This window comes from Nitrobacter sp. TKz-YC01 (genome assembly GCF_047824785.1).
Classification (GTDB): Bacteria; Pseudomonadota; Alphaproteobacteria; order Rhizobiales; family Xanthobacteraceae; genus Nitrobacter.
In genome coordinates this window covers 3433616-3456778 of record NZ_CP181167.1, presented here as the reverse complement: position 1 = coordinate 3456778, position 23163 = coordinate 3433616, and the positions used below count along the sequence as shown (strand labels likewise).

Annotated in this window: 22 protein-coding genes; 12 read left to right on the top strand and 10 right to left on the bottom strand. The window is 62.1% G+C overall.

The features are described from left to right. Positions 1-48 precede the first annotated feature (48 nt). Positions 49-1707 carry an HWE histidine kinase domain-containing protein gene (locus tag ACMYR2_RS16505; protein WP_416193304.1) on the top strand — a complete coding sequence of 553 codons (1659 nt, stop codon included), beginning with the start codon at positions 49-51 and terminating at the stop codon, positions 1705-1707. A 196-nt stretch (positions 1708-1903) separates the two neighbouring features. Here ACMYR2_RS16505 and ACMYR2_RS16500 read toward each other — a convergent pair whose 3' ends face one another. Next, on the bottom strand, positions 1904-2446 hold the full coding sequence (locus ACMYR2_RS16500; protein ID WP_011315971.1) for a sigma-70 family RNA polymerase sigma factor: 543 nt from the start codon (positions 2444-2446) through the stop codon (positions 1904-1906). Continuing rightward, positions 2446-2664, bottom strand: a complete 219-nt coding sequence (locus ACMYR2_RS16495; protein ID WP_011315970.1) for a NepR family anti-sigma factor — start codon at positions 2662-2664, stop codon at positions 2446-2448. Before ACMYR2_RS16495 ends, ACMYR2_RS16500 begins: the two co-directional genes overlap by 1 nt. A gap of 241 nt (positions 2665-2905) precedes the next feature. Between ACMYR2_RS16495 and ACMYR2_RS16490 the strand changes: the two genes are divergently transcribed. Together ACMYR2_RS16490 and ACMYR2_RS16485 are read left to right on the top strand one after the other, a co-directional pair. Next, the gene (locus ACMYR2_RS16490) at positions 2906-3712 is read left to right on the top strand and encodes a response regulator (protein ID WP_347263788.1); all 807 of its coding nucleotides are present in this window, start codon (positions 2906-2908) and stop codon (positions 3710-3712) included. A 240-nt stretch (positions 3713-3952) separates the two neighbouring features. After that, positions 3953-4336, top strand: coding sequence for a hypothetical protein (locus tag ACMYR2_RS16485; RefSeq protein ID WP_347263789.1), 384 nt, complete (start codon positions 3953-3955; stop codon positions 4334-4336). 22 nt (positions 4337-4358) lie between these two features. Here ACMYR2_RS16485 and ACMYR2_RS16480 read toward each other — a convergent pair whose 3' ends face one another. The 6 genes from ACMYR2_RS16480 to cysD form a co-directional block, all read right to left on the bottom strand. Next, entirely contained in the window at positions 4359-4781 is a 423-nt protein-coding gene (locus ACMYR2_RS16480) for a hypothetical protein (RefSeq protein WP_347263790.1), read from the bottom strand. Between the two features lie 251 nt (positions 4782-5032). Further along, a complete protein-coding gene (locus tag ACMYR2_RS16475) occupies positions 5033-5401 on the bottom strand; it encodes a DUF883 family protein (protein WP_011315965.1) in 369 nt (122 codons plus the stop codon). A 261-nt stretch (positions 5402-5662) separates the two neighbouring features. Beyond that, on the bottom strand, positions 5663-5956 hold the full coding sequence (locus tag ACMYR2_RS16470) for a hypothetical protein (protein ID WP_347263807.1): 294 nt from the start codon (positions 5954-5956) through the stop codon (positions 5663-5665). 186 nt (positions 5957-6142) lie between these two features. After that, complete coding sequence (locus ACMYR2_RS16465; protein ID WP_347263791.1) at positions 6143-8344, bottom strand: malate synthase G; 2202 nt, start codon at positions 8342-8344, stop codon at positions 6143-6145. A gap of 181 nt (positions 8345-8525) precedes the next feature. Beyond that, on the bottom strand, positions 8526-10451 hold the full coding sequence (gene cysC / locus ACMYR2_RS16460) for an adenylyl-sulfate kinase (RefSeq protein WP_347263792.1): 1926 nt from the start codon (positions 10449-10451) through the stop codon (positions 8526-8528). A 34-nt stretch (positions 10452-10485) separates the two neighbouring features. Next, complete coding sequence (cysD, locus tag ACMYR2_RS16455; RefSeq protein WP_347263805.1) at positions 10486-11280, bottom strand: sulfate adenylyltransferase subunit CysD; 795 nt, start codon at positions 11278-11280, stop codon at positions 10486-10488. A gap of 277 nt (positions 11281-11557) precedes the next feature. Here cysD and cysG point away from each other — a divergent pair, with 277 nt between their 5' ends. The 8 genes from cysG (at position 11558) to ACMYR2_RS16415 (ending at position 19732) form a co-directional block, all read left to right on the top strand. Then, entirely contained in the window at positions 11558-12988 is a 1431-nt protein-coding gene (gene cysG / locus ACMYR2_RS16450; RefSeq protein ID WP_347263793.1) for a siroheme synthase CysG, read from the top strand. After that, the gene (locus tag ACMYR2_RS16445; RefSeq protein WP_347263794.1) at positions 12985-13752 is read left to right on the top strand and encodes a phosphoadenylyl-sulfate reductase; all 768 of its coding nucleotides are present in this window, start codon (positions 12985-12987) and stop codon (positions 13750-13752) included. Before cysG ends, ACMYR2_RS16445 begins: the two co-directional genes overlap by 4 nt. Before the next feature lie 129 nt (positions 13753-13881). After that, positions 13882-14871, top strand: a complete 990-nt coding sequence (locus ACMYR2_RS16440; RefSeq protein WP_347263795.1) for a sulfate ABC transporter substrate-binding protein — start codon at positions 13882-13884, stop codon at positions 14869-14871. 81 nt (positions 14872-14952) lie between these two features. Further along, positions 14953-15738: a sulfate ABC transporter permease subunit CysT gene (gene cysT, locus ACMYR2_RS16435; RefSeq protein WP_416194118.1), complete on the top strand. Its 786-nt coding sequence runs from the start codon at positions 14953-14955 to the stop codon at positions 15736-15738. Positions 15739-15749: 11 nt separating this feature from the next. Then, positions 15750-16619, top strand: coding sequence for a sulfate ABC transporter permease subunit CysW (cysW, locus tag ACMYR2_RS16430; RefSeq protein ID WP_347263797.1), 870 nt, complete (start codon positions 15750-15752; stop codon positions 16617-16619). Then, positions 16609-17658 carry a sulfate ABC transporter ATP-binding protein gene (locus ACMYR2_RS16425; RefSeq protein WP_347263798.1) on the top strand — a complete coding sequence of 350 codons (1050 nt, stop codon included), beginning with the start codon at positions 16609-16611 and terminating at the stop codon, positions 17656-17658. Before cysW ends, ACMYR2_RS16425 begins: the two co-directional genes overlap by 11 nt. A gap of 412 nt (positions 17659-18070) precedes the next feature. Continuing rightward, entirely contained in the window at positions 18071-18580 is a 510-nt protein-coding gene (locus ACMYR2_RS16420; RefSeq protein ID WP_347263799.1) for a CAP domain-containing protein, read from the top strand. 363 nt (positions 18581-18943) lie between these two features. Continuing rightward, on the top strand, positions 18944-19732 hold the full coding sequence (locus ACMYR2_RS16415) for a 3-hydroxybutyrate dehydrogenase (protein ID WP_416193303.1): 789 nt from the start codon (positions 18944-18946) through the stop codon (positions 19730-19732). A 148-nt stretch (positions 19733-19880) separates the two neighbouring features. Here the strand turns inward: ACMYR2_RS16415 and ACMYR2_RS16410 are convergent, their stop codons facing one another. Both ACMYR2_RS16410 and ACMYR2_RS16405 read right to left on the bottom strand, forming a co-directional pair. Next, positions 19881-21218, bottom strand: a complete 1338-nt coding sequence (locus ACMYR2_RS16410) for a flippase (protein WP_347263806.1) — start codon at positions 21216-21218, stop codon at positions 19881-19883. A 262-nt stretch (positions 21219-21480) separates the two neighbouring features. Next, positions 21481-22323, bottom strand: a complete 843-nt coding sequence (locus ACMYR2_RS16405; protein ID WP_347263801.1) for a protein-disulfide reductase DsbD domain-containing protein — start codon at positions 22321-22323, stop codon at positions 21481-21483. Positions 22324-22522: 199 nt separating this feature from the next. Between ACMYR2_RS16405 and ACMYR2_RS16400 the strand changes: the two genes are divergently transcribed. Beyond that, the gene (locus tag ACMYR2_RS16400) at positions 22523-23146 is read left to right on the top strand and encodes a YqgE/AlgH family protein (protein ID WP_416193302.1); all 624 of its coding nucleotides are present in this window, start codon (positions 22523-22525) and stop codon (positions 23144-23146) included. The last annotated feature ends 17 nt before the right edge of the window (positions 23147-23163 follow it).

Genomic DNA, 23163 nt, shown 5'->3' with positions numbered 1-23163 from the left:
GGCCAGTGTTGCGAAGGATTTTATTCTCGTGATTTCCAGGTAGGGCGCGTGGTTCGGCTGGGTTTTGTCATCGGCTTTGTCGCCGTCATCGGGATTCTGCTTTCCGGTGTTGCGGCGTGGCGGGCTCATGATCAGGAACTGGCGATCGACAGGATTGCGCTGTCGCGCGCGATCGATGTTCATGCCAGCCTGGTTCAGGAGCGTCTCATCCAGCGAGAGCTTTTGGCGCGGGTCGCCTCGGGGCTGTTTCGGTCCCCCTCGGCGACGCAGGCCAACATGCTCCACCCGTTGCGCGCCTCCATCTATGCCTTTGAGACCGATTTCGTCCTTGCCGCCTGGGTCGCGCGCCTTGAGTCCGGTGAATTTCCGCAGGCTCGTGATGCCCTGGCTGCGGCAGGATTTCCAAATCTGCGGATCAGGAGTTTTGACGACGCCTCGCGCGATCTGTCGTCGCTCGACAAACCGATCGACGTGATCATGGATGTCGAACCGCAGAACGCGCAAACCTCCGCTTTCCCAGGTCGCTCGCTCGATCAGCACCCGATCCTGGGGCCGATGTTCGCCCGAGCGATACAAACCAGGACTTCCGTCGTGTCCGATCCGCTCAATCTGATGGAGGGGGACGGGCCGATCGGGCTGGTCATCGCAACGCCGGTGTTTCAGGAGAATAGCGAGACCGCGGCCGGATTCATTACGTTTTCCTACAAGCTGGCGCCGCTGATGCTGACGAACGACGAACTGTCGCTGTTTTCCGTCGTGCTGAAAGATCCGCGCAACCCGGCCCTGGAATTGGTCGCCGACGACGACGGCAATGTCACCTCGCGTCCCGGACCGATGGCGGATACCGTTCAGCGGGTGTTCCGGACCGTCGCCTTCGGCGGCAAGGACTGGACGCTGGGCTACTACCCGAAAACCAATGCTACCCATCGCGCGCAGAAACTGGCCGCGGTGGTAGCCGCGATAGGTCTTGCGCTGACCAGCATCATTTGCGGTCTGTTCGGATATGTTGCCTATAATAACTTGCGGCTCAGCCGGGAAATTCAGGTTCGGATCGGTTTCGAGCGGCGGTTGACCGCCGTCATCGATGAACTCAATCACCGTGTCAAAAATATTCTTGCCGTGATTCAATCGATCGTCACGCGTACGCTGCGGCACGGCTCCGACATCGAAGTCGCCCGCGAATTGCTGATCGGCCGGATCCATGCCATGTCGAATGTTGTTTCGCTGCTCAGCGAGAGCCAGTGGCAGGGCGTCAAGATGAGGGGACTGTTCGAAGCCCGCGCCATCCCTCACGTCGACCGCATCGCGATCCATGGTCCTGATATCACCGTCAGCGCGCGGGCCGCCCAAAGCCTCTCATTGCTGTTCTTCGAACTGGCGTCGCATTCGGACGAAGGACTTTCGCTGGTCGGCAAGCATCCGCATATCGTGGTGAATTGGGAAGTCGAGGGCGAGGGGGAGGAGGCGCTGTTTCGCTTTCGATGGGAGGAATTCAATACCAGCGCGGCGACCCGGCGCGAGGATAGCGATTTCGGCATCATCCTTCTGGACCGCGTTGCGCCGGAAGCGCTGGGCGGGATTTCCAAGCGGTACTTCACCGATGTGAGCTACGTCTACGAACTTGCCGCTCCCATGGATACCGTGGTGGATTTGACCGAGAGAGATCGCACGATGCAGATCTCCACGCCGCTCAAGCCTGGAGCTTGAGCACACGATACCCCCAACGATGCCCCACTTCAAAAGGCCCGCCGACGCAAAGCCGAACGAGTTTTTGGACAAGCCGCGCTCAATCAAAGAACAAACAGAGCTTCGCTCTACCGCAATTGAATCTCGCGCACCTGACGTCTTTCCGCTTCTGACGGAATCAGAAGCGGGCGTTCTGCGCGGCTCCTCGATTGTCGAGCTACCGGTTGCCGATCACGGCCCTGACAGTATCGTCCGGACCAAAATCCTCCGTGCCCTCGACATACAGCAGGGCGCTCAGCTTGGAGCGTGCGCGGTTGACCCGGCTCTTGATGGTGCCGACCGCGCATCCGCAGATCTTCGCCGCGTCCTCGTAGGAGAACCCTGAAGCACCCACGAGGATCAGGGCCTCCCGTTGGTCCTGCGGGAGTTTGTCGAGCGCCGCCCGGAATTCCTCGAATTCCAGATGGGCATTCTGACTTGGCTGCGATTTCAGCGTTTTCGCATAGTTGCCGTCTGAATCCTCGACCTCCCGCCGCCGCTTGCGGTAGTCGGAGCGGAACAGGTTGCGAAGGATCGTGAACAGCCATGCCGGAAGGTTCGAGCCTGGCTGAAACGAATCGATGTTGGCAAGCGCGCGCAGAAGGGTTTCCTGCACGAGATCATCGGCTCGGTCGCCATTTCCACTCAGGGAGATCGCAAAAGCGCGCAGGTTCGGCACCGATGCCAGAATTTCGTCGCGAAGTGAATCTGTGAGAGGCATTAGTCCCTCCCGTCATTTTTGACGTCGAGATCGCCCCTTGGGGTTACTTGTGGTGTCCCGGGTTCGGATGCATCGAGCTTTCGAATTAATTCGGCGAACCGGTCCGGGATGCCCTGCCTCACGACGTCGTCATACATGGCGCGGAGCTGGTGCCCGATCCGGGATTGAATCTCGGCGTTGAGGCCGCCTTTGGCGAGCGGTGGTTTTGAATCTTTCATGACAGTCGCGCCCGAGTTGCAAGACATTGAAAATATTGGAAATTCCTGTGCTTCGCGCCGCTATCACGGAATTTGTATGAAGCCTAATTCAATGTCGGAGTGAAAGTTCCAGCGCGCGGGAACTTTTGTCGTCCTCGGGCGTAAACTGGCGAATGGCGGGCCTGGATTTTACCGTTTGACGTGCTGCGCCGACGGTGAGTGCTCCCCCAGCAATGAGCTACCTCAAAAAGGATGGATGGGTATGTTTCGATCACAGGTCGTTGCCGAGCATTTGCCGCTTTTGCGCCGTTATGCCCGCGCCCTGACGGGAAGCCAGGCGTCCGGTGACGCTTATGTGGGCGCCATGCTGGAGGCGCTGCTACAGGATCCGAAGCTGCTCGATGAACAGCATGGCGCGCGCGCGGGACTGTTTCGGCTGTTTACCCGGATCTGGAATTCAGTCTCGGTCAACGAAGGTACCGACGAGGTGCCGTCCCTGGCGCCCACCGAACGCCGGCTGACGAATATAACGCCGCTTCCGCGGCAGGCATTCCTGCTGCTGTCGCTGGAAGGATTCTCGGAGGATGAGGCCGCATTCGTTCTTGAGGTCGATATCGCTGAAGTACGCAGGCTGAGCGGTATCGCAGGCCGCGAGATGGCGGCGGAAATTGCAACGGACGTGCTCATCATCGAGGATGAGACGTTCATCGCGATGGATCTTGAAAGCCTCGTGAAGAACCTTGGACATCGTGTGATCGGTGTCGCCCGCACCCACGCTGACGCGATCGCGCTAGCCAAGACCAAGGAGCCCGGCCTGATTCTCGCGGATATTCAGCTCGCTGACGGAAGTTCCGGCTTGGACGCGGTCAACGAGCTGTTACGCGTGGTCGAGGTGCCCGTTGTGTTCATCACGGCCTATCCCGAGCGCTTCCTGACGGGCGAGCGGCCGGAGCCGGCGTTTCTTATCTCGAAGCCGTTCCAGCCCGCCATGGTTTCTGCGGTCGCCAGTCAGGCGCTGTTCTTCCAGCGGAATTCGCGCAATCGTGAGCCTCGCGCCGCCGCGTCGTGACAGCCACCGCGACAAGAACGCGCGGAGCCGGATTTTATCAGCAATATTCTCGCTGCAGGCAGGTCAGGGACGTTTGGCCGTCGTGGCGGCGCGTCCGCTTGTTGGCGTTCCGCTCGCGTGGTTTTTCAGGATAGCGGTGAACGATATTCCGCGCTCGGCGTTGGTGCAGGGCGGATCCGCGAGCGCGATGCGCGGCTTTCGGAAATCGCTGCGGCTTGAGGAATAGAGGCGACTGGAACGATGTTGCAGGTATCCACGGGATTTCTTGCCGGGCTGGCGGTGACCCTGTCATTGGGCGCCGTGCATCTGGAGTCGGGTGATCAAGTGGCCGTCCATGACGCAGCCGCCGCGTCCGTGCATCGAGCCGTCAAGTCGGACCTCGGCGTTGTCCGCTCCCCAAACGCCAGCGGCAGAACTGTTTCCGTTCGCCTGCAAAGCCTGCCAAGTATGTCGATCGTATTCCGGCTTCCGGACTCGGGTCAGGAAGCGCGTGATCGCGGGGCGAAGCGGGGCTTGCAGCGCTCCCCCGCCGCGCGGGTCAAGCGAACGATCGCATGCGAACCGGTGGTGAGCATGCTGACGGATGTAGCGAAGCGGCTCCAGCCCGGCCGCTGTGTGACGTGAGAATCGCCCTCGGAAGGGGAGTTCAATCCTCCTTGCGGCTGCGGCCTCCCGCGAACAATCCCAGCGCCAGACCGCCGATCGCCACGATCGGAATCAGCTTCTTGACGCCGACGGCGCGGACGAGCTGAAGTCCCGCCGCCACCACCATCGGATCGGCGAGAAAGTTTTGCGTTGCGGCTTTGGCGTGCTGGGCCGCGCGTTTCTTCGCAGCCTTACGCCGGATCAACAAAGTGACGACTGTAATGAGAGTGATCAGAAAGAAGATCGCCGCTCCGCTCAGGCACGCTTCGATCAGGCCGTAGTTTTGAAGTACGAAAACGAACGCGGCCGCGCAGAGGAACACGATCGTAACAAAAGCTGCGAAAGCCGCGACCAGCGCCAGACTCGTCAGCTGCACCGCGCTGCCGGCACTTTCCTTGAGGTCATCGATTGCCCGCTGAAACATTTACCGCCTCACCCGAAGCGCCTCATCCGAAGCGAAGTCATCTGTTGAACCGCATGCGTGGAAATAAAGAACTGTGAGAATAGAGATTGGCCCGGATGCGGCACCATGATGCCGCGCTCCCCGTCGATCGCCGAAAAATGTAAGAAACCTCTGGAGCCTTCCTCGCTTCCGATCGAATCGGAAGCGAGGAAGGATCGTCGTTCTGAGGCGTTTGTTCACGCGAGGAGGTTGCTCGAAAACGCGATGGAGTGTCACCGGCGCCAGGTGACGCCGATCAGGAATCCGAGACCCATCGCAAGAGCGACCGTGGCGAGCGGGCGCTGCTGGATAGTGTCCTCCAGGGTTTCCTCGATGGTCGTTACGGCGCTTTGAGCTGCGTCAAGCGCCGCATTGCCGCGTTCGGAGACATCGGACAGAACGGAATCGACGTTCGCCTTCGCCTGCCGGTATCCGCGACGGGCCTGCTTCCTGGCTGTGCCGGTCAACCCACTCAGCGCGTCCGAGACCTGGTCGGCAAGCGCGGAGATTTCGTTCTTCACGGCCGACAGGTCTTTCTCGAGCCGGTCGTAGGTCGCCTTGTCGGTCAGGTTCTTGATCGCATTCTCGCCGTCGCTCGCCATCCAACGCTCCTGAAAACTTGAGAAATACGCTAGAGCCTTTTCGTTTCTGACAAAATCAGAAGCGTGCTCTCTGATTTTAGTTTGACGTGTTTTCTTCACGCGAACCGGTGTCCGCTTCGCTTGAAAACGCTCTACCCAACGTGCAGTCGGGCTTAAAGTTCCGCACCGGCATGCCTGCACGAAGCGGGGGCAGGGCTGCAAAACCGCAACACCTTCTCCTCATCCCGCGACCGGTCGCGCGGGGCTTTTGCTTAGGAACTTTCAAACTTTGCCAGCGATTGGCTCGCGCGCCAAATCTCGTAAGGGCGCTTTCTCTATTTCCGCTGTCAATGTGAGGAAGCCGAAATGCTTATCAGCGTCCTGATTACGTTTTTCATCGTTGTTCTGGTCCTGTATTTCATCAGCGTCGCGCCGCTCGATATCCGCGGCAAACAGATCGCTCGCGTTGCCGCCATCGTGATCGGCGTTGCTTCGGCGTTGAGATTTGTTCCGATGTTCTGAACGGATGGCCTGCGGCGCTGGTGCTCGCGCCTGCGCCGTGGCATTGCCAAGCACCACCGAACCATCAGCTAGAGCATTTTCCGGCGAAGTGGATACCGGTTCGCCGCAAGAAAATGCGACCAGACAATAATTTCTAGAGCATGGTCCGATTCAACTTGAACGGATCATGCTCTAGCCGCCTATAGCGTTTTCGAGCGAAGCGGATACCGGGGAGCGTGAAGAAAACGCGTCAAATTAAGATTATAAAGCGTCGCTTCTGATTCCATCAGAAGCGAAAAGGCTCTGGGCCCTAAGCTTGGCCTCGCGCCGCCTCTCGGTCAGGATGTATTCGGTATAGCCGTTCGGCTGCTCGCGGCCCCTGAACACCAGGTCACAGGCCGCCTTGAAAGCCACGCTGTCAAAGTCCGGCGCCATCGGCCTGTAGAGCGGATCGCCCGCGTTCTGTTCGTCCACGATGACGGCCATGCGCCTGAGCGAGTCCATCACCTGATCGCGGGTAACGACGCCATGATGCAGCCAGTTCGCCAGATGCTGACTGGAAATCCGTAGCGTGGCGCGATCCTCCATCAGGCCGACATCGTGGATATCAGGCACCTTCGAGCAGCCGACGCCCTGATCGATCCAGCGCACCACATAGCCGAGAATACCCTGACAGTTGTTGTCGATCTCCTGCTTCACGTCTTCGGGCGGCCAGTTCGAATGAGACACCGGGATCGTGAGAAGATCGGACAGCCTGGCGCGCCGCCCGCTGGCCTTCAGTTCCTGCTGCCGCTTTAGCACGTCGATCTGGTGGTAGTGCAAGGCGTGCAGCGTCGCCGCGGTCGGCGACGGCACCCATGCGGTGGAGGCGCCCGCTTGCGGGTGGCTGATTTTCTGCGACAGCATGTCCGCCATCCGGTCGGGCGCGGCCCACATGCCTTTGCCGATCTGGGCGCGGCCGGGCAGGCCGTCGATCAGGCCGATGTCGACATTCCAGTCCTCATAGGCCTTGATCCATGGTTGCGCCTTCATTTCGCCTTTGCGGACCATCGGACCGGCTTCCATCGAGGTGTGGATCTCGTCGCCGGTGCGGTCGAGGAAGCCTGTATTGATGAAGCAGACGCGTTTCGATGCGGTCTGGATGCAGGCCTTGAGGTTGACCGTGGTGCGGCGTTCCTCGTCCATGATGCCGATCTTGAGCGTGTTCTCCCGTAGTCCGAGCATCGCCTCGACACGGGCGAACAGTTCGCAGGTCAGCGCGACCTCGTCGGGGCCGTGCATCTTCGGCTTGACCAGGTAGAGCGAACCGCTGCGGCTGTTCCGCCTTTTCGAAACCCCGTTGATGTCGTGAATCGCGAGCAGGCCCGAGACGGCTGCATCGAGCAGACCCTCGGGAATCTCGGCGCCGTGCTGGTCGAGCACCGCGTCGGTGGTCATGTGGTGGCCGACGTTGCGGATCAAAAGCAGGCTGCGTCCGTGCAGCGTGAGTCGCCCGTCGTCCGGCGCGGTATAGATGCGGTCGGGATTGAGGGCGCGGATGACGGTCTTGCCGCCCTTCTCGAAAGTGTCGGTGAGGGTGCCGTTCATCAGGCCGAGCGTGTTGCGATACACCAGAACCTTGTCGTCGGCATCGACGGCGGCGACGCTGTCCTCCATGTCGAGAATCGTGCTGACGGCCGCCTCGATGATCACGTCGGCGACGCCGGCGGGATCATCCCTGCCGATGGGGTGGGCGCGGTCGATCCGGATGTCGATGTGCAGACCGTGATTAACAAGCAGGATCGCGGACGGAGCGTTCGCATCACCCTGATAGCCCGCGAACTGCGTTTCCGCTTTCAGAGCGGTGGTGTCGCCGTTCTTGAGTTTGACCGAGAGGTGTCCGTCGAACACGCTGTAGCCTGCGACGTCGGCATGAGCGCCGTTCGCGAGCGGAACCGCCGTGTCGAGGAAGGCCTTTGCTCTCGCGATCACCTTGTCGCCGCGCGCCCTGTCATAGCCTTCGGTCTCGCCGGCCTCGCGTGCGATGGCATCGGTGCCGTACAGCGCATCGTAAAGGCTGCCCCAGCGCGCGTTGGCGGCGTTCAGCGCATAGCGGGCGTTGGTCAGCGGCACCACCAGTTGCGGGCCGCAGGTTTTCCCGATCTCGTCATCGACATTGGCGGTCTCGACCTGCCGCGTCTCCGGTTCCGGCTCCAGATAGCCGATCCCGGTCAGGAACGCCGTGTAGGCGTTGATGTCGAACGGCGTGTCTTTATGCGTGCGATGCCAGTCGTCGATCCTGGCCTGCAACCTGTTGCGCACCGCGAGCAATTCGCGGTTTCTCGGTCCGAGATCGCGCACGATCGCTGCTAGTCCGGCCCAGAACGCATCGGGTTTGATGCCGGTCCGGAGCGTGGCTTCCCCGGCGATAAAATCGAACAGGACGGGCGCGATCTTCAGTCCGTGGGCGTCGATTCGGATCATGTCGGCGGCTTCTCGCGGGAAGCGCGACCATGCGCTGTTTCAATGTCGGGCGGCCCAAGCGCGGCCCTTGACCGTCATCTTGCGCCAAAGCCGGCTCCGTGAGAAGCCCGTCGCATCGAACGATGACAAGCCCAACCACCGCCGCAAATGGTTCGCTGCGGTGGTTCCGGTGTTCGCACGCTCAGATGTTGGCGGCGATATCCGTCACCTCGTCGAACAGAACGCCAGTTTCGATCAACATCCGCTCGATCTGATCGGCCGCATCGCTGACCTTGCAGGACGAGGTATCGATCGTCAGTTCCACCGATTCGGGCGGCTGGTAGTCGTTTCCGATGCCGGTGAAGCCGTGCAGGACGCCAGCGCGCGCCTTCGCATAGTGTCCCTTGGGATCGCGGCGCTCGCAAACGTCGGCCGGCGTTGCGACATAGATCTCGCGGAAGGTGTCGTCGGCGATGCGCCGCGCCGCGGCGCGATCCTCGCGTGACGGGGAGACCGCGGCGACGATCGCGACATGACCATTGCGTGCGAGATGCGTGGCGATCTCCGCGAGCCGGCGGATGTTCTCGGCGCGGTCCTCCGGCGAGAAACCGAGGTCGCCGTTCAGTCCGGCGCGCAGCGTGTCGCCGTCGAGCAGGATCGGCGAGCCGCCGTCGCTGAACAGTTTTCGTTCCAGCGCGCGGGCCAGCGTCGATTTGCCGGAGCCCGGCAGCCCCGTCAGCCAGACCACGGCGCCGTTGTGACGATAGCGGGCGGAACGCTCGTCCGGCCGCAGCGCCGATTCCACCGGCACGATGTCGACCGGAACCGCGCGCTGTCCGGCGTCGACGCTGAGCACGAGTCCGCCGCCGGCGATACGGCCATTGACCTCGATGACCAGGCGGCCGGTGCGGGGGTTCTCGACATACGGGTCGGCGGCGAGCGGCTGCGACAGCGAGATGTCGATTTCACCGACGTGATTGCGCGCGATCGCCTTGGTCTCCGCGCTCGAAAGTTCGCCGGGATCCACGGCTTTCTCGATGGCGACGACGACAGCCCGCGTTTCCTTGTTGCCAAGCCGCAGCAGGATGGATGCGCCCGCCGCGAGCGGCTGTTCGTGCAGCCAGAAGATGCGCGCCCGAATCCTGCGGGTGTCGCGCGGGGCCGATCCGACATGGGCAATGACATCCCCGCGCTCGACGAACAGTTCGCGGTCGAGCGTGATGCCGACCGAGCGGCCCGCGCCTTGCGCGCCCGCCGGACTGGAAGGCCAGCCTTCGACGCTGCGGATTTTTGCGATCTTTCCGGCCGGCATGATGACGATCTCGTCGCCCGCGGTCAGACCGCCCGACTCGATGCGCCCGGCCACGATCCGGCGATCATCGAACTTGTAGATCGCCTGAACGGGCAGGCGCAGCGCCAGTTCGTCGAGCGGCCGCGCCGGTTGCAGCGCATCGATGGCTTCGACGACAACCGGACCGTCGTACCAGTCGATCTTCGGGGTTCGTTCGGCGACGCCGTCGCCATCGCGCGCCGAGATCGGAATGACGGCTGTCGGCGCGAGGCCGAGGCCGGTCAGGTGCGCGGAAATCTCGTCCCGGATGGCGCCGAAGCGCTCCGCGCTGAAATCGACCCGGTCCATCTTGTTGACGACCACGGCGACCTGTTTGACGCCGAGCAGATGCAGCAGGTAGCCGTGCCGCCGGGTCTGGTCGCGCACGCCTTCCAGCGCGTCGATGATGAGCACGGCGCCGTCGGCCTGAGCCGCGCCGGTGATCATGTTGCGCAGGAACTCGGCATGGCCGGGCGCGTCGATCAGCACCACGTCGCGCGAGCGCGTACGGAAGCGGATCTGCGTGGTGTCGATGGTGATGCCCTGATCGCGCTCGGTTTGCAGGGCGTCCAGCAGGAACGACCATTCGAACGGCATGCCGCGCCGGGCGCTGACCGCTTTCAGCATCTCCAGCTTGCCGTCGGGCAGGCTGCCGGTCTCGTGCAGCAGCCGTCCGACCAGCGTCGACTTGCCGTGATCGACGTGGCCGACGATGACGATGCTGACCTGGGGGCGGGTCGTGCCGTTGGGCGTCGCGAGGGCAGCGTTCGACGCGAGGTTGGATGCGATCACGTTCATGGGAAAAGCGCTCGTTCGATTCAGACGATTCGGATCAGAGATAGCCGGCGACGCGGAGCCGTTCGAAAGCGTCCTCGGTCTCGTGGTCGAGGGCGCGTCCGGCGCGTTCGGGAATCTTGGTGCCTTCGAGTTCGATCAGAATCTCGTCGATGGTCGATGCGGTCGAAGGAACGGGAAAGGTGATGTCGGCGTCGCCGAGCGAACGATAGCGTTTGCCATCCTTCGCCAGATAGAGCGGAATGATCGGGATATTTTCGCGCTTGGTGTAGGCCCAGATATCCGCCTCGGTCCAGTGCAGGATCGGATGGATGCGCAAATGAGCGCCGGGAGGCGGCGAGGCGTTGAACTGGTCCCAGAATTCGGGAGGCTGGTCGCGCACATCCCATCCGCCCTCAAGGCCGCGCGGCGAAAACACCCGTTCCTTGGCGCGGGTCGCTTCCTCGTCGCGGCGGATGCCGGCAATCAGCCCGTCGAAGCCATATTTGTTCAAAGCAAGTTTCAACCCCTCGGTCTTGCGCGCCGCGGAGCGCGCGGCGGGCGGCAGGGTCGGATCGATCGCTTCCACCGGCGGGCAATAATCAACCTTGAGGTCGAGATCCCACTCCTTGGAGTAGTGATCGCGAAACGCGTACATCTCGGGGAATTTCTTCTGAGTGTCCACATGCAGCGCCGGGAACGGCACCCGGCCGAAGAAGGCCTTGCGCGCCAGCCAGATCATCACGTTGGAATCCTTGCCCAGCGACCACAGCAGCGCGAGCTTCTTCAAGCGGGCAAACGCTTCCCGGAAAATATAGATGCTCTGCGCTTCAAGCGCATCGAGGTGGTCCATTCCAGGCGGCATGGCCTGCTCCTTAACTTCGTTCGCGTCGTTCACAGTCGACAGCCATGCCGCTGGGCGGTTGGGAGTCCAGCGGCAGCCAGAATTACGGATGTCGGGGTTGAGAAGATGTATCTCCCCGGGCAGTCTTTCGCAGCAAGAAATTCTATACTTTGGTCTCTAGATAGAAGAAATAATTTTCTATTCTGTGACCTTGTCAGATACATAAATAGAAAATAATTTCAGTCAACCCTGCTCATGGGTATAGAAAACGCTAGATGAATGCCACATGAAATTCCTCCCGATCTTTCTCGATACCCGTTGCGGCCCGATCCTTCTCGTCGGGGCGGGCGACCCGGTTCGGGCCAGGTTGCGCCTGCTGCTTGCGGCGGAAGCGCGGGTGCGCTGGCACGCGACCGATGGCGACTTCGCGGTTCCCGGTCTTGACGCGGCCGCGGCTTCGCGGATCGAGCGAGAGCAATCCGATCCGCGAAACGCGGATCTCGGCGGCATCGTCGCGGTGTTCTGCGCGGGCGCCGGAGAGATCGGTGAAGGCGTCGCGGCGCGCGCGCTGGCGGCCGGCGTGCCCGTCAATGTGATGGATGATCCCGCGCGTTCGAGCTTCATCGTTCCTGCGATCGTGGATCGCGGCGACGTGGTGGCGGCGATCGGCACCGGCGGCGCGTCGCCGGTGGTGGCGCGGCGTGTTCGCGAACGCATCGAAGCGGTCCTGCCGGCGCGAATTGGCGACCTCGCGGCCATGATCGGGCGCTGGCGCAGAACGATTCATGACCACATTCCCGACCTTCCGCTGCGTCGTCGTTTCTGGGAGCGCGTGATCGACGGCCCGATCGGCGAGGCGGTTCTTGCCGGCCGCGCCGATGAGGCCGAAGGCTTATTAAAAGCGATCGTCGATCCGTCCGCTTATGCGGGCGCGTCCGTTCCGGGCGATATCGAAGGGCGCGTTACGCTGGTCGGCGGGGGCCCCGGCGATCCGGACCTGCTCACCGTCAAGGCGCTGCGGGCGCTGCAGGACGCCGACGTCATATTCTATGACGAACTGATCACGCCGGAGATCCTCGATCGCGCCCGCCGCGACGCGGTGCGTGTGCCGGTGGGCCGCCGCGTCGGCAAGCCCGGCATCGGGCAGGACGCCATCAACCGGCTGCTGATCGATGCCGCCAGATCCGGCCGGTGCGCCGTCCGGCTCAAGGGCGGCGATCCCTTCATTTTCGGCCGCGGCGGCGAAGAGGCGGAGGCGCTGCGAGAGGCCGGTGTCGCCTGTTCGGTTATTCCGGGAATTACGGCCGCGCTTGGCGCGGCTGCGGAATCCGGCGTGCCGCTCACCTACCGCCATGAAGCGCTGCGCGTCACCTTCCTGACCGCGCACAAGGCCCACGATGCCTCGAACGTCGACTGGTCGGCGTTGACCGATCGCAAGATGACCGTCGTGGTCTATATGGGAATCACGGCGGCGCCGGCGATCCGCGACGGACTGCTGGCGGCCGGGCGCTCGCCGCAGACCCCGGTCGGCGTGTTCGCCCGCGCCACCCGTCCCGACGCCAAAACCGTTGTCGGCATGCTGGATCATCTTCCTGCGCTGGTTCGCGACGTCGAGGGCGGCCCCGCCATCCTTGTGATCGGTGACGTGGTGTCGCACTCCGCGCAATGGCGCAACCCGAACTCCTTCCTCCAGACACTTCAGATGGCCGCAGAATGACATCCCCGTTCGAAGAAAACAGTGTCGTCCCTGATGACGGGGCGGCGCAATCCGCCGCAGCGGCGGAGCCCTCTGCATGGCCTGCCGCGGCCGCGCTGAACGAGTCCTTGCGCGACGCTTCGCCTGCGGAGGTGATCAGTGCGGCGTTGCGCGCGGTCGGTCGCGACAGGCTGGCGCTGGTCTCGTCATTCGGCACCGAGTCGGCGGCGCTGCTCAAGGTGATGGCGGATGTCGATCCCGCCATTCCGGTCATCTTCCTCGATACCGGATGGCTGTTCGAGGAGACGCTGACCTATCGCGACACGTTGATCGCCGCGCTCGGCCTGAAGGATGTTCGCTCCATTCCGCCGTCCGAGGACGCGTTGAAACGGGAGGATCCCGATCGGGAGTTGTGGTTTTCCGATCCGGATGCCTGCTGCCGGATCCGGAAAGTGGAGCCGCTTGCGCGCGCGCTTCAGCCGTTCGATGCATGGATCAACGGCCGCAAGCGGTTTCAGGGTGGGCTGCGCGCCGACCTCCCGATGGTCGAGGATGACGGGGCTCGGCTCAAGTTCAATCCCTTCGCGAACGCCTCGCGCGAGGATATCGAGGCGATCTATGCGTCGGCGAAGCTGCCGCCGCATCCGTTGGTGGCATCCGGTTTCCGCTCCGTCGGATGCATGCCGTGCACCAGCCGCGGACAGGCCGGCGAGGATGCGCGGGCCGGCCGCTGGCGCGGCAGAGCCAAGACGGAATGCGGCATTCACACGATGAAGATTCCGTAGGGGAATGACTCTGCGCCGCCGCAAACATTGAAACGCCGTTCCGTTGACTTAAGCATGTCCTTTGACGAGGTTCATTCACGGGCTTTGGCGCTGACGGTCGTCGCTTGAGCGGGCCTTATGGAGATTGGAATGCTTCGTCGAATCTTAATGGTTTTGGCCGGATTGATCTGGGCCGGTTCTGCCTGCGCGGCCGATGTGTCGTTGCTGAATGTCTCCTACGATCCCACTCGAGAGCTGTATGTTGATTTCAACAGGGCGTTTGCCGCGCATTATCAAAAAGAAACCGGCAAGAGCATCGAGATCAGGCAGTCTCACGGCGGCTCCGGAAAACAGGCGCGCTCGGTGATCGACGGTTTGCAGGCCGATGTGGTGACCCTCGCGCTCGCCTATGACATCGATGCGGCGGCGGATCACGGTCTGCTGGCGAAGGACTGGCAGGCCCGGTTGCCGGAGAACTCATCTCCCTATACGTCAACGATCGTCTTCCTGGTGCGTACGGGCAATCCCAAAGGCATCAAGGATTGGGACGATCTGGTCAGGCCCGGCGTCAACGTCATTACGCCGAATCCAAAGACCTCCGGCGGTGCGCGCTGGAACTATCTCGCGGCATGGGGTTATGCGCTGAAGAAGTGGGGCGGCGAGGATAAAGCGAGGCAGTTCGTGGCCGATATCTACAGCCACGTTCCCGTGCTCGATACCGGTGCGCGCGGCTCCACCGTCACCTTCGTCGAGCGCGGTGTCGGCGATGTGCTGCTTGCGTGGGAGAACGAAGCCTTTCTGGCGCTCAAGGAATTCGGAAAAGACAAGTTCGAGATCGTGGCTCCCTCGATCTCCATTCTGGCGGAGCCGCCGGTTGCCGTCGTCGACAAAGTGGTGGACAAGAAGGGAACGCGCGCCGCCGCCGAGGCGTATCTGAAATATTGGTATACGGAGGAAGCGCAGGATATCGCTGCGCGAAACTATTACCGGCCGACCAACCCGGGACTCATCAAGAAGTATGTCGATGCGTTCCCCAAGGTCGAACTGTTCAGGATCGACGAGGTATTTGGCGGCTGGACCAAGGCGCAGAAGGTGCATTTCAGCGAGGGCGGCATCTTCGATCAGATCTACAAGGATTGATTTAACTTCAACGGGGCGGAGCGGGACGACGTGAAAGGAGGAGCGGGACGACGACGGACTTTGCCGGGATTCGGCCTCACCATGGGGCTGACGCTGACCTGGCTTTCGATCATTGTTCTGATCCCTCTTGCTGGATTGTTTCTCAAGTCATTTGAACTGGACCTTGCCCAGTTCGTTGACATCATCACCAGCCGGCGAACGCTGAACGCGCTGAAGATTTCATTCGGACTGGCGTTTCTTGCCGCGCTGGTCAATCTGGTGATGGGCAGCATCATCGTCTGGGCGCTGGTGCGCTACCGGTTCCCCGGCCGTCGCATCTTCGATGCAATCGTCGACGTGCCTTTCGCATTGCCGACAGCGGTGGCCGGCATTGCCCTGACGACGCTGTTCGCGCAGAACGGCTGGCTGGGCGCGCCGCTGGCCGAACTCGGCATCAAGGTCTCGTATACGCCGCTCGGCATTTTTCTCGCGATGGTGTTTATCGGGATTCCCTTCGTGGTGCGCACGGTGCAGCCGGTGCTGATCGATCTCGATCCCGAGATCGAGGAAGCCGCCGCCAGCCTCGGCGCCAGCCGGTGGCAGACGGTGTGGCGGGTGGTTCTGCCAAGCCTTTTTCCGGCGCTGCTCACGGGCTTCGCGCTCGCATTCGCGCGCGCTGTCGGAGAGTACGGCTCGGTGATCTTCATCGCCGGCAACCTGCCGAACGTGTCGGAGATCGCGCCGTTGCTGATCGTGATCCGCCTGTCGGAATTTCGTTACGCCGACGCGACCGCGATCGCCGTGGTCATGCTTTTGGTGTCCTTCCTGGTGATCTTTGTCATCAATCGCTTGCAGCGCTGGGCGCGGGCGCAAGAGCAGGCGTATTAGGGGTGACGCTGATGTCCGAAGCCGCTTTCGCGATTTCGCGCGACCGCAACGATGCCCGCACCGAGCCGCGCTGGGTGCGCGCGTTGCTGATCGGCCTTTGCATCCTTTTTCTCACGGTGTTCATCGTGTTGCCGCTGACGATCGTGTTCGCGGAGGCGTTCGCCAGGGGCGGACAGGTGTATCTCGCGGCGCTCGTCGAACCGGAAGCGCTGTCGGCGATCAAGCTGACGCTGACGGTCGCAGCGATTTCAGTCGGTCTCAATCTGGTGTTCGGTTTGATTGCCGCATGGGCCGTCGCCAAGTTCGAATTTCCCGGAAAGACGTTGCTGATCACGCTGATTGACCTGCCGTTCTCGGTCAGCCCGGTCGTTTCCGGCCTGGTGTTCGTGTTGTTGTTCGGGGGGCAGGGTTTTCTCGGGCCCTGGCTGCAGGATCACGACATCCAGATTCTGTTCGCGCTACCCGGTATTGCGCTGGCGACGACGTTCGTCACCTTTCCCTTCGTGTCGCGGGCGCTGATTCCGTTGATGCAGGAGCAGGGGACGGCGGAAGAAGAAGCCGCGCTGTCGCTCGGCGCTTCCGGATTGCAGACCTTCTTTCGTGTCACGCTTCCGAATATCAAATGGGGCCTGCTCTATGGCGTGCTGCTTTGCAACGCGCGCGCGATGGGTGAGTTCGGTGCGGTCTCCGTGGTTTCCGGTCACATCCGGGGTGAAACCAATACGATGCCGCTGCTGGTTGAAATCCTGTATAACGAGTATCAGTTTGTGGCGGCGTTCGCGGTGGCATCGTTATTGGCGTTGCTCGCATTGATCACGCTGATTGCGAAAACGATTCTCGAAGGGCAACTCGACGAGGGGCGGCAGACGCGTGAGCATTGAGCTGAAAAATATCGTCAAGAGGTTTGGCGCATTCTCCGCGCTTAACAACGTCGACCTGACGATCGGGGATGGCGAGTTGCTGGCGCTGCTTGGTCCGTCGGGCTCGGGCAAGACGACGCTATTGCGGATTATCGCCGGGCTCGACTGGCCGGACAGCGGCTCGGTGTCATTCGACGGCGAGAACGCGCTGGCGCGCGGAGCGGGTGAGCGGCAGGTCGGCTTCGTATTTCAGCACTACGCCCTGTTCCGCCACATGACGGTCTTCGAAAACGTCGCGTTCGGACTGCGGGTGCAGCCGCGTGCTGTTCGCAAGGACGAAGCCAGCATCCGCGCGCGGGTCAGGGAACTGCTCGATCTGGTGCAGCTCGACTGGCTTGCCGATCGCTATCCGAGTCAGCTCTCCGGCGGCCAGCGTCAACGCATCGCGCTGGCCCGGGCGCTGGCGACCGAGCCCCGCATCCTGCTGCTGGACGAGCCGTTCGGTGCGCTCGATGCCAAGGTGCGGAAGGAGTTGCGTCGCTGGCTGCGCTCGCTGCACGAGGAAATTCATGTCACTTCCGTGTTCGTGACGCACGATCAGGAGGAGGCGCTCGAAGTCGCAAACCGCGTGGTGGTGATGGACAAGGGCAGGATCGAGCAGATCGGCAAGCCGGGTGATGTGTATGACAGTCCGGCGACGGCGTTCGTCCATGGCTTCATCGGCGAGTCCATTGTCCTGCCCGTCGATATCCAGGATGGCGTGATCCGGCTCGGCGGCACGCCGCTGAATATCGCCGCGGAATGCGGCGCGTCGGGGCCGTCGAAGCTGTTCGTCCGCCGCCACGATATGCAGATCAGCCCGCCGGGCTGGGGCGGCCTCGAAGGCACCGTGCGGCGGGTGCGGAGTTTCGGTCCGATCCAGCGCGCCGACATCGCGTTGTCCGACGGTCAGGGTGAAACCATCATCGAGATCGATGCGCCGCGTGACCGCGAGCTTCGCGACGGCGAGGTCGTCGGATTGCAGCCCCGGCGCTATCGCATTTTCGCGGACCGCGCCTAGAGCCCTTTCGTTTCTGATGGAATCAGAAGCGAGGCTCTATGATTTTGAGAGGCTCTATAATTTTGATTTGACGCGTTTCCTTCACGCGAACCGGTGTCCATCCTTAGGGTCAAGCCCGAGGACATGCTTCGCTTGAAAACGCGCTGGAGTCCGTTTCAACCGTCAAGACATGCGAGCGCCGGGAACGGGACGCTTGGGATCATTCATCTTTCAGCCACTGTTGATGTGCAACAACTGCCTCATTGGGGCTGGTGGCCCGATTCCGACATTCGCATCCCGTTTCAGCCCGTCGCTTGCGATGGTTGGAATCGAGGACCGCCAGCAAATGCAGGCTGCTCGTGTCCTTTCGACTCCGAAGTTCGCTACGGAAGGCGCAGTATGACGGGGCGAACTTCGGGTTCGGGACACCAGGATGATCCGCACTTTTGCCGCGCTTCTCGGCCTGCTGCCTCTGGCCGGGTGCGTTACGGAAAAGTCGGCGGCCAAGGAGCAGCCGGCTTTCTATCTCGACATGGCGCATGGGGGAGCCAAGCTGGATTCCGTGATGGCGGCCTCGATGATTTCCGGCTATCGCGCCAATAACGGCCTCGGCCCGGTGACGGTTGATCCCGAACTGATGAAGATCGCCGAGGCGCAATCGATGGCGATGGCCAAGCGCAACAAGATGGATCACGACGTTGCCGGGACGCTGCCCAAGCGGCTGGCGGCGGCCGGCTATCCGGCAACGCTGGCGGTCGAGAATATCGGCGCCGGTTATCATACCCTCGCCGAGGCGTTTTCCGGCTGGCGCGATTCGCCTCCCCATCGGGCGAACATGCTCAAGAACGGCGTCACGAAACTGGGCATCGCCGCTAGCTATGCTCCGGACACCAAGTACAAGGTGTTCTGGACTCTGGTGCTGGCATCCACGGGCGAGCGATAACGACTGCGTGGAGAGGCTCGCCGTGCGCTGGTGGAGTTGAGCGCGAAGCGGCTTGATCGGCGACATATATAGCGTTTTCGAGCGAAGCATGTCCTCGGGCTTGACCCGAGGATGGAGCCCGGTTCGCATCAAGAAAACGCGTCAAATCAAAAGCTAGAGCATCGGACCCGAAAGTGGGAACCGGTTTCGGGATAAATCCGATGCTCAATCAATTAACTGGAGCGGCGGTGCTGATTCCATTTGACCGGCGGCCGCTCTAGAGTCTTTCACCGCTTCCGTGAAGCGGTGAAAGACTCTAGCGTGCCGGTGCTCACGCCCGCGCCGCGACGTTGAGATGATCTGCTGTTCCGACAGGGGAGTGCGATGACGAACTTGAAAGGCAGGACCGCGGTCGTGACCGGATCAACCAGCGGCATAGGCCTGGCCTATGCCCGGGCCTTCGCCTGCGCCGGCGCCAACGTCGTGATCAACGGACTGGGTGCCGCGGCTGACATCGAAAGGGCGCGCGCCGGCATCGAGGCCGAGTTCAAGGTCAAGGCGGCCTACTCGCCCGCCGACATGACGAAGCCCGCCGAGATCGCCGGCATGATCGAACTCGGCGAAACAACCTTCGGCTCGGTCGATATTCTCGTCAACAATGCCGGCATCCAGTTCGTCTCGCCGGTCGAGTCGTTCCCTGTCGAGAAGTGGGACGCGATCATCGCCATCAATCTTTCGTCGGCCTTTCATGCCATCCGCGCTGCGGTGCCCGGTATGAAGAAGCGCGGCTGGGGCCGCATCATCAATACCGCCTCGGCGCATTCGACGGTGGCTTCGCCGTTCAAATCGGCCTATGTCGCCGCCAAGCACGGCATCGCGGGTCTCACCAAGACGGTGGCTCTTGAACTTGCGCAGCACAGGATCACCTGCAACTGCATCAGTCCGGGCTATGTCTGGACGTCGCTGGTGGAAAAACAGATTCCCGACACCATGACGTCGCGCGGCATGACCAGGGAGCAGGTCGTCAACGACGTGCTGCTCGCCGCGCAGCCGACCAAGCAGTTCGTCACCGTGGAGCAGGTCGCGGCGCTGGCGCTCTATCTTTGCGGCGATGATGCCGCCCAGATCACCGGAAGCAATTTATCGATTGATGGCGGCTGGACGGCGGCGTAGCCGAATCGGCTGGAACGGCCAGAGCCCTTTCGCTTCTGATGAAATCAGAAGCGGGCTCCATAGCGTTTTCGAGCGAAGCATGTCCTGGGGCTTGACCCGAGGATGGACACCGGTTCGCGTGAAGAAAACGCGTCAAAACATAAAGACTCTAGGTCGAGGTCCGCCCCTTCCCGAACGCCAGCACATGCAATCCGAGCTTGCGGCGGACGATCCAGAACAGCAGCACCGTTTCGAATGTGAGCGAGATCGACGTCGCGGCGGCGGCGCCGTGGCCGCCGTAGCGCGGGACGAACGCGAAGCACAGCACCACGTTCATGCCGAAGGCCAGCGCATACGCGGCCGCGCAGGCGTGTTGATGGCCGAGCATATTGAGCAGCCGCTCGACGGGGCCGATCGCGGAACGGACCACGAGCCCGATCGCGGCGACGAACATGATGCTGTAGCCGGTGACGAACTGCGGGCCGAACAGCCACAGCATCGGTTTGCCGAACGCGAGCAGCAACAGCGTGGCCGCGAGCGAGGGCCAGAAGGTCCATTTGATCGCATAGGCGAGGTAGGCCGCCAGCCGCTCGCGGTCGCCAGCGGCATGATATTCCGTGAAGCGGTGCGCCGTCGTCGCCGACATGGCGTAGTGGATGAAGGACACCAGCGCCAGGGTTTTGACGACGGCGAAGTAAATGCCGACTTCTTCCGACGAGCGAAACTGCTGCAGCACGAGCACGTCCGTGTAGGACAACAGCAGATAGAAGCTCTCGACCAGAAGGATCGGCAGCGAGACCGAGAGCCAGCCGCGAAAATCGTGGACTTTGGGTCCGGGCGTGACGATCGTGCGCAGCCTGCGATTGAGGACGATCATCTGGCCGATCATGGCGATCCACACCGCCGCGACGCTGGCCAGCATGGCGACGGTGGCGCTGAGGTGAAATCCCAGCACGAACGCGCCGGCGGTGAAGCCGATGATCAGCGATTGCCGCACGATGAATTGCGGCATCAGTCCGAGCCGCATCCAGTCGTGGGAACGCGCAATGCCGTCCTGGGTGTTGGCGACCACGAAGGCCGGCAGCGTCAGGCAGCCGATATAAAGCGGAAGCACCGTCGCCGCATCGATCCACGGTGACAGCGCTTTGACCAGGGCCGCGAGCGATGCCGAGATCAGCGAGGCGACGATGAATGTCATCCAGCGGCTGCCGCTCAGGAATCCGCGCAGCCGCGCGTCGTCGCCGCTCGCGCGATATTCCGGAATGATCCTCTGCGCGGAAACCGAGATTCCGAAATCCATCATGCTGCCGAGCAGCAGCACCCAGGTCCAGACATACACATAGACGCCGTAGTCGGAGCCACCCATCCAGCGCGCGAGAAGGATTTGCGCCACGTAAGCGAGCCCGGCGCTTATCACCCGGATGATGAAGATCGTGCCGGCGAGCCGGCTGGTCAGCGAAGCCTCGCTTGAGCCGCCCATTATCGCGCGCAACCGTCCGATCAGCATGGGCGATCGCTTCGCAGGAGCGGAGGGGGCGTCCGTAGCGGCCACGGCGGAATCCTCGACGCGGGATGCGCGCCCTGACTCGAATTTACAACCTTTCCGCTTCTGATGGAATCAGAAGCGGGCTCCATGATTTTGTTTTGACGCGCTTTCTTCACGCGAACAGGTCACCTACTTCGCTCGAAAACGCTATAGCAACCGTTCCTTAAGATTCAGTTGGGCGAACCGGATAGCTCTGCGCGGCGCTTCCGGTAGCGCCTCGCCGTCAATCCAGATTGATATTGAATTCATAGGCCTGCTTGCCGCCGACCAGCGTCATTTTCAGCGCGGCGCCTTCGGCTTTGACGTTGGCCGGAAGGCCGTCGAGCTTGAATGAAAATCGTTTCACCCCGCGCGGCGCGCGCTCGTGCCGGGTCGGGATCGGCAGCGCCCAGTCCGGTGTCGGGCCTTCGACGAACAGGTTGACGTCGTCCCTGGGATTGTCGGTCGCGACATCGACGGTCACGGTTGATTCTCCCTCGCGCCTGACGTTGCGAATCGTCAGGGGATTTGGATCGCCGATCCGCGCCGGCTTCGGCACCATATCGAGCGCGGCGGCCAGCGTGCTGTCCTCGGCGCTCGCCACGCTGGCGAAGGCAAGCTCCATGCTGGCTTCGGCGGGAATGCACAGCTTCGCGCATACCGCGAAACTGACGGTCGCGCGGAGCGTGATCGGCTTGTCGGCATTGGTGGCGGCGATCCGTAGCGGCAGCACGACCTGCTCCTTGTAGCCGAGCGAATGGCCGCCTGCGCCGTCGGGAAATTTCGATGGCGCGGGCCACAAAACAGTCACGGCATCGACATTGTCCGACTTCGAAAAGTCGAAACGCGGCGGCACACCGGAGTCGCCCGGCGTGCGCCAGAAGGTTTTCCAACCCGGTTCGAGCTGAAATGCGATACCGCCGAGCAGCACCGCACCGCTGCGCGAGCCCGCGAGCAGGCGGACGGCGGCGTGGCTGCCCTGCTGCCATGGCGAGGCGTCCTCGCCCCTTGCGGAGGGCGAAAGCGCGCACGCCAGCAACGCGACCGCGACGCCGGGCAACGCGTAAAGAGGAACCTTAGTGATCATGCGAGCGTCTTTTTATCGGTTGCGCGCGGGCCAAACTATTGAATTGCTTGTGATGCGCTGTTTCGCCATGGCTCGGGAAGGTTGATTGACAGAATGCGCACCCAATATCAGGATGGAAGGGCAACATGAGGGTCATTTGCTGATGAAACCAGCGCGTAAAGGGCCTGGCAGGGACCGTCGTCACGCTGACGATGCAGACATGGATATTGCAGACATGGATGCTGCAGACACGGATACCTATGACCGCAACTATCTGGACGGCCAGTTGCTGATCGCGATGCCTGTCATGGAAGACGAGCGGTTCGCGCGTTCCGTGATCTATGTGTGCGCGCACTCGTCCGAGGGTGCGATGGGCATCATTCTCAATCGCCCCGCCGGAAGCGTCGACTTCACCGATCTGCTGGTGCAGCTCGACATCATCAAGCAAGCCGACCTGATCAAGCTGCCGGAAACCGCCGAGACGATGAAAGTGATGAAGGGCGGCCCGGTCGAAACCGGCCGCGGCTTCGTTTTGCACTCGAGCGATTTCTTCATCGAGGACGCGACGCTGCCCATTGACGAGGGTGTCTGCCTGACCGCGACGCTTGATATCCTGGAAGCCATCGCCAAGGGCGCCGGCCCCAAACATGCGATCCTGGCGCTTGGTTATGCCGGATGGGCACCGGGTCAACTGGAGACCGAAATCCAGGACAATGGATGGCTGCACTGTCCTGCCGATCAGGATCTGATTTTCGGCCGCGATATCGAGGACAAGTATGTTCGCGCGCTGCACAAGATCGGAATTGATCCCGGCATGTTGTCGAACGAAGCCGGTCACGCCTGAGCGGGCCGGTCTTCGCC

Excerpts from the sequence above, each read along its gene's own strand:
- ACMYR2_RS16490 (WP_347263788.1), top strand. The coding sequence starts at position 2,906 with ATGTTTCGATCACAGGTCGTTGCCGAGCATTTGCCGCTTTTGCGCCGT.
- ACMYR2_RS16440 (WP_347263795.1), top strand. The coding sequence starts at position 13,882 with ATGCTTCGTCGAATCTTAATGGTTTTGGCCGGATTGATCTGGGCCGGT.
- ACMYR2_RS16400 (WP_416193302.1), top strand. The coding sequence starts at position 22,523 with ATGGATATTGCAGACATGGATGCTGCAGACACGGATACCTATGACCGC.
- cysC (WP_347263792.1), bottom strand. The coding sequence starts at position 10,451 with ATGAACGTGATCGCATCCAACCTCGCGTCGAACGCTGCCCTCGCGACG.
- ACMYR2_RS16475 (WP_011315965.1), bottom strand. The coding sequence starts at position 5,401 with ATGGCGAGCGACGGCGAGAATGCGATCAAGAACCTGACCGACAAGGCG.
- ACMYR2_RS16420 (WP_347263799.1), top strand. The coding sequence starts at position 18,071 with ATGATCCGCACTTTTGCCGCGCTTCTCGGCCTGCTGCCTCTGGCCGGG.
- ACMYR2_RS16485 (WP_347263789.1), top strand. The coding sequence starts at position 3,953 with ATGTTGCAGGTATCCACGGGATTTCTTGCCGGGCTGGCGGTGACCCTG.
- ACMYR2_RS16480 (WP_347263790.1), bottom strand. The coding sequence starts at position 4,781 with ATGTTTCAGCGGGCAATCGATGACCTCAAGGAAAGTGCCGGCAGCGCG.
- ACMYR2_RS16465 (WP_347263791.1), bottom strand. The coding sequence starts at position 8,344 with ATGATCCGAATCGACGCCCACGGACTGAAGATCGCGCCCGTCCTGTTC.
- ACMYR2_RS16445 (WP_347263794.1), top strand. The coding sequence starts at position 12,985 with ATGACATCCCCGTTCGAAGAAAACAGTGTCGTCCCTGATGACGGGGCG.
- ACMYR2_RS16500 (WP_011315971.1), bottom strand. The coding sequence starts at position 2,446 with ATGCCTCTCACAGATTCACTTCGCGACGAAATTCTGGCATCGGTGCCG.
- ACMYR2_RS16415 (WP_416193303.1), top strand. The coding sequence starts at position 18,944 with ATGACGAACTTGAAAGGCAGGACCGCGGTCGTGACCGGATCAACCAGC.
- cysG (WP_347263793.1), top strand. The coding sequence starts at position 11,558 with ATGAAATTCCTCCCGATCTTTCTCGATACCCGTTGCGGCCCGATCCTT.
- ACMYR2_RS16405 (WP_347263801.1), bottom strand. The coding sequence starts at position 22,323 with ATGATCACTAAGGTTCCTCTTTACGCGTTGCCCGGCGTCGCGGTCGCG.
- ACMYR2_RS16410 (WP_347263806.1), bottom strand. The coding sequence starts at position 21,218 with ATGCTGATCGGACGGTTGCGCGCGATAATGGGCGGCTCAAGCGAGGCT.
- ACMYR2_RS16495 (WP_011315970.1), bottom strand. The coding sequence starts at position 2,664 with ATGAAAGATTCAAAACCACCGCTCGCCAAAGGCGGCCTCAACGCCGAG.
- cysD (WP_347263805.1), bottom strand. The coding sequence starts at position 11,280 with ATGGACCACCTCGATGCGCTTGAAGCGCAGAGCATCTATATTTTCCGG.
- cysT (WP_416194118.1), top strand. The coding sequence starts at position 14,953 with ATGGGGCTGACGCTGACCTGGCTTTCGATCATTGTTCTGATCCCTCTT.
- cysW (WP_347263797.1), top strand. The coding sequence starts at position 15,750 with ATGTCCGAAGCCGCTTTCGCGATTTCGCGCGACCGCAACGATGCCCGC.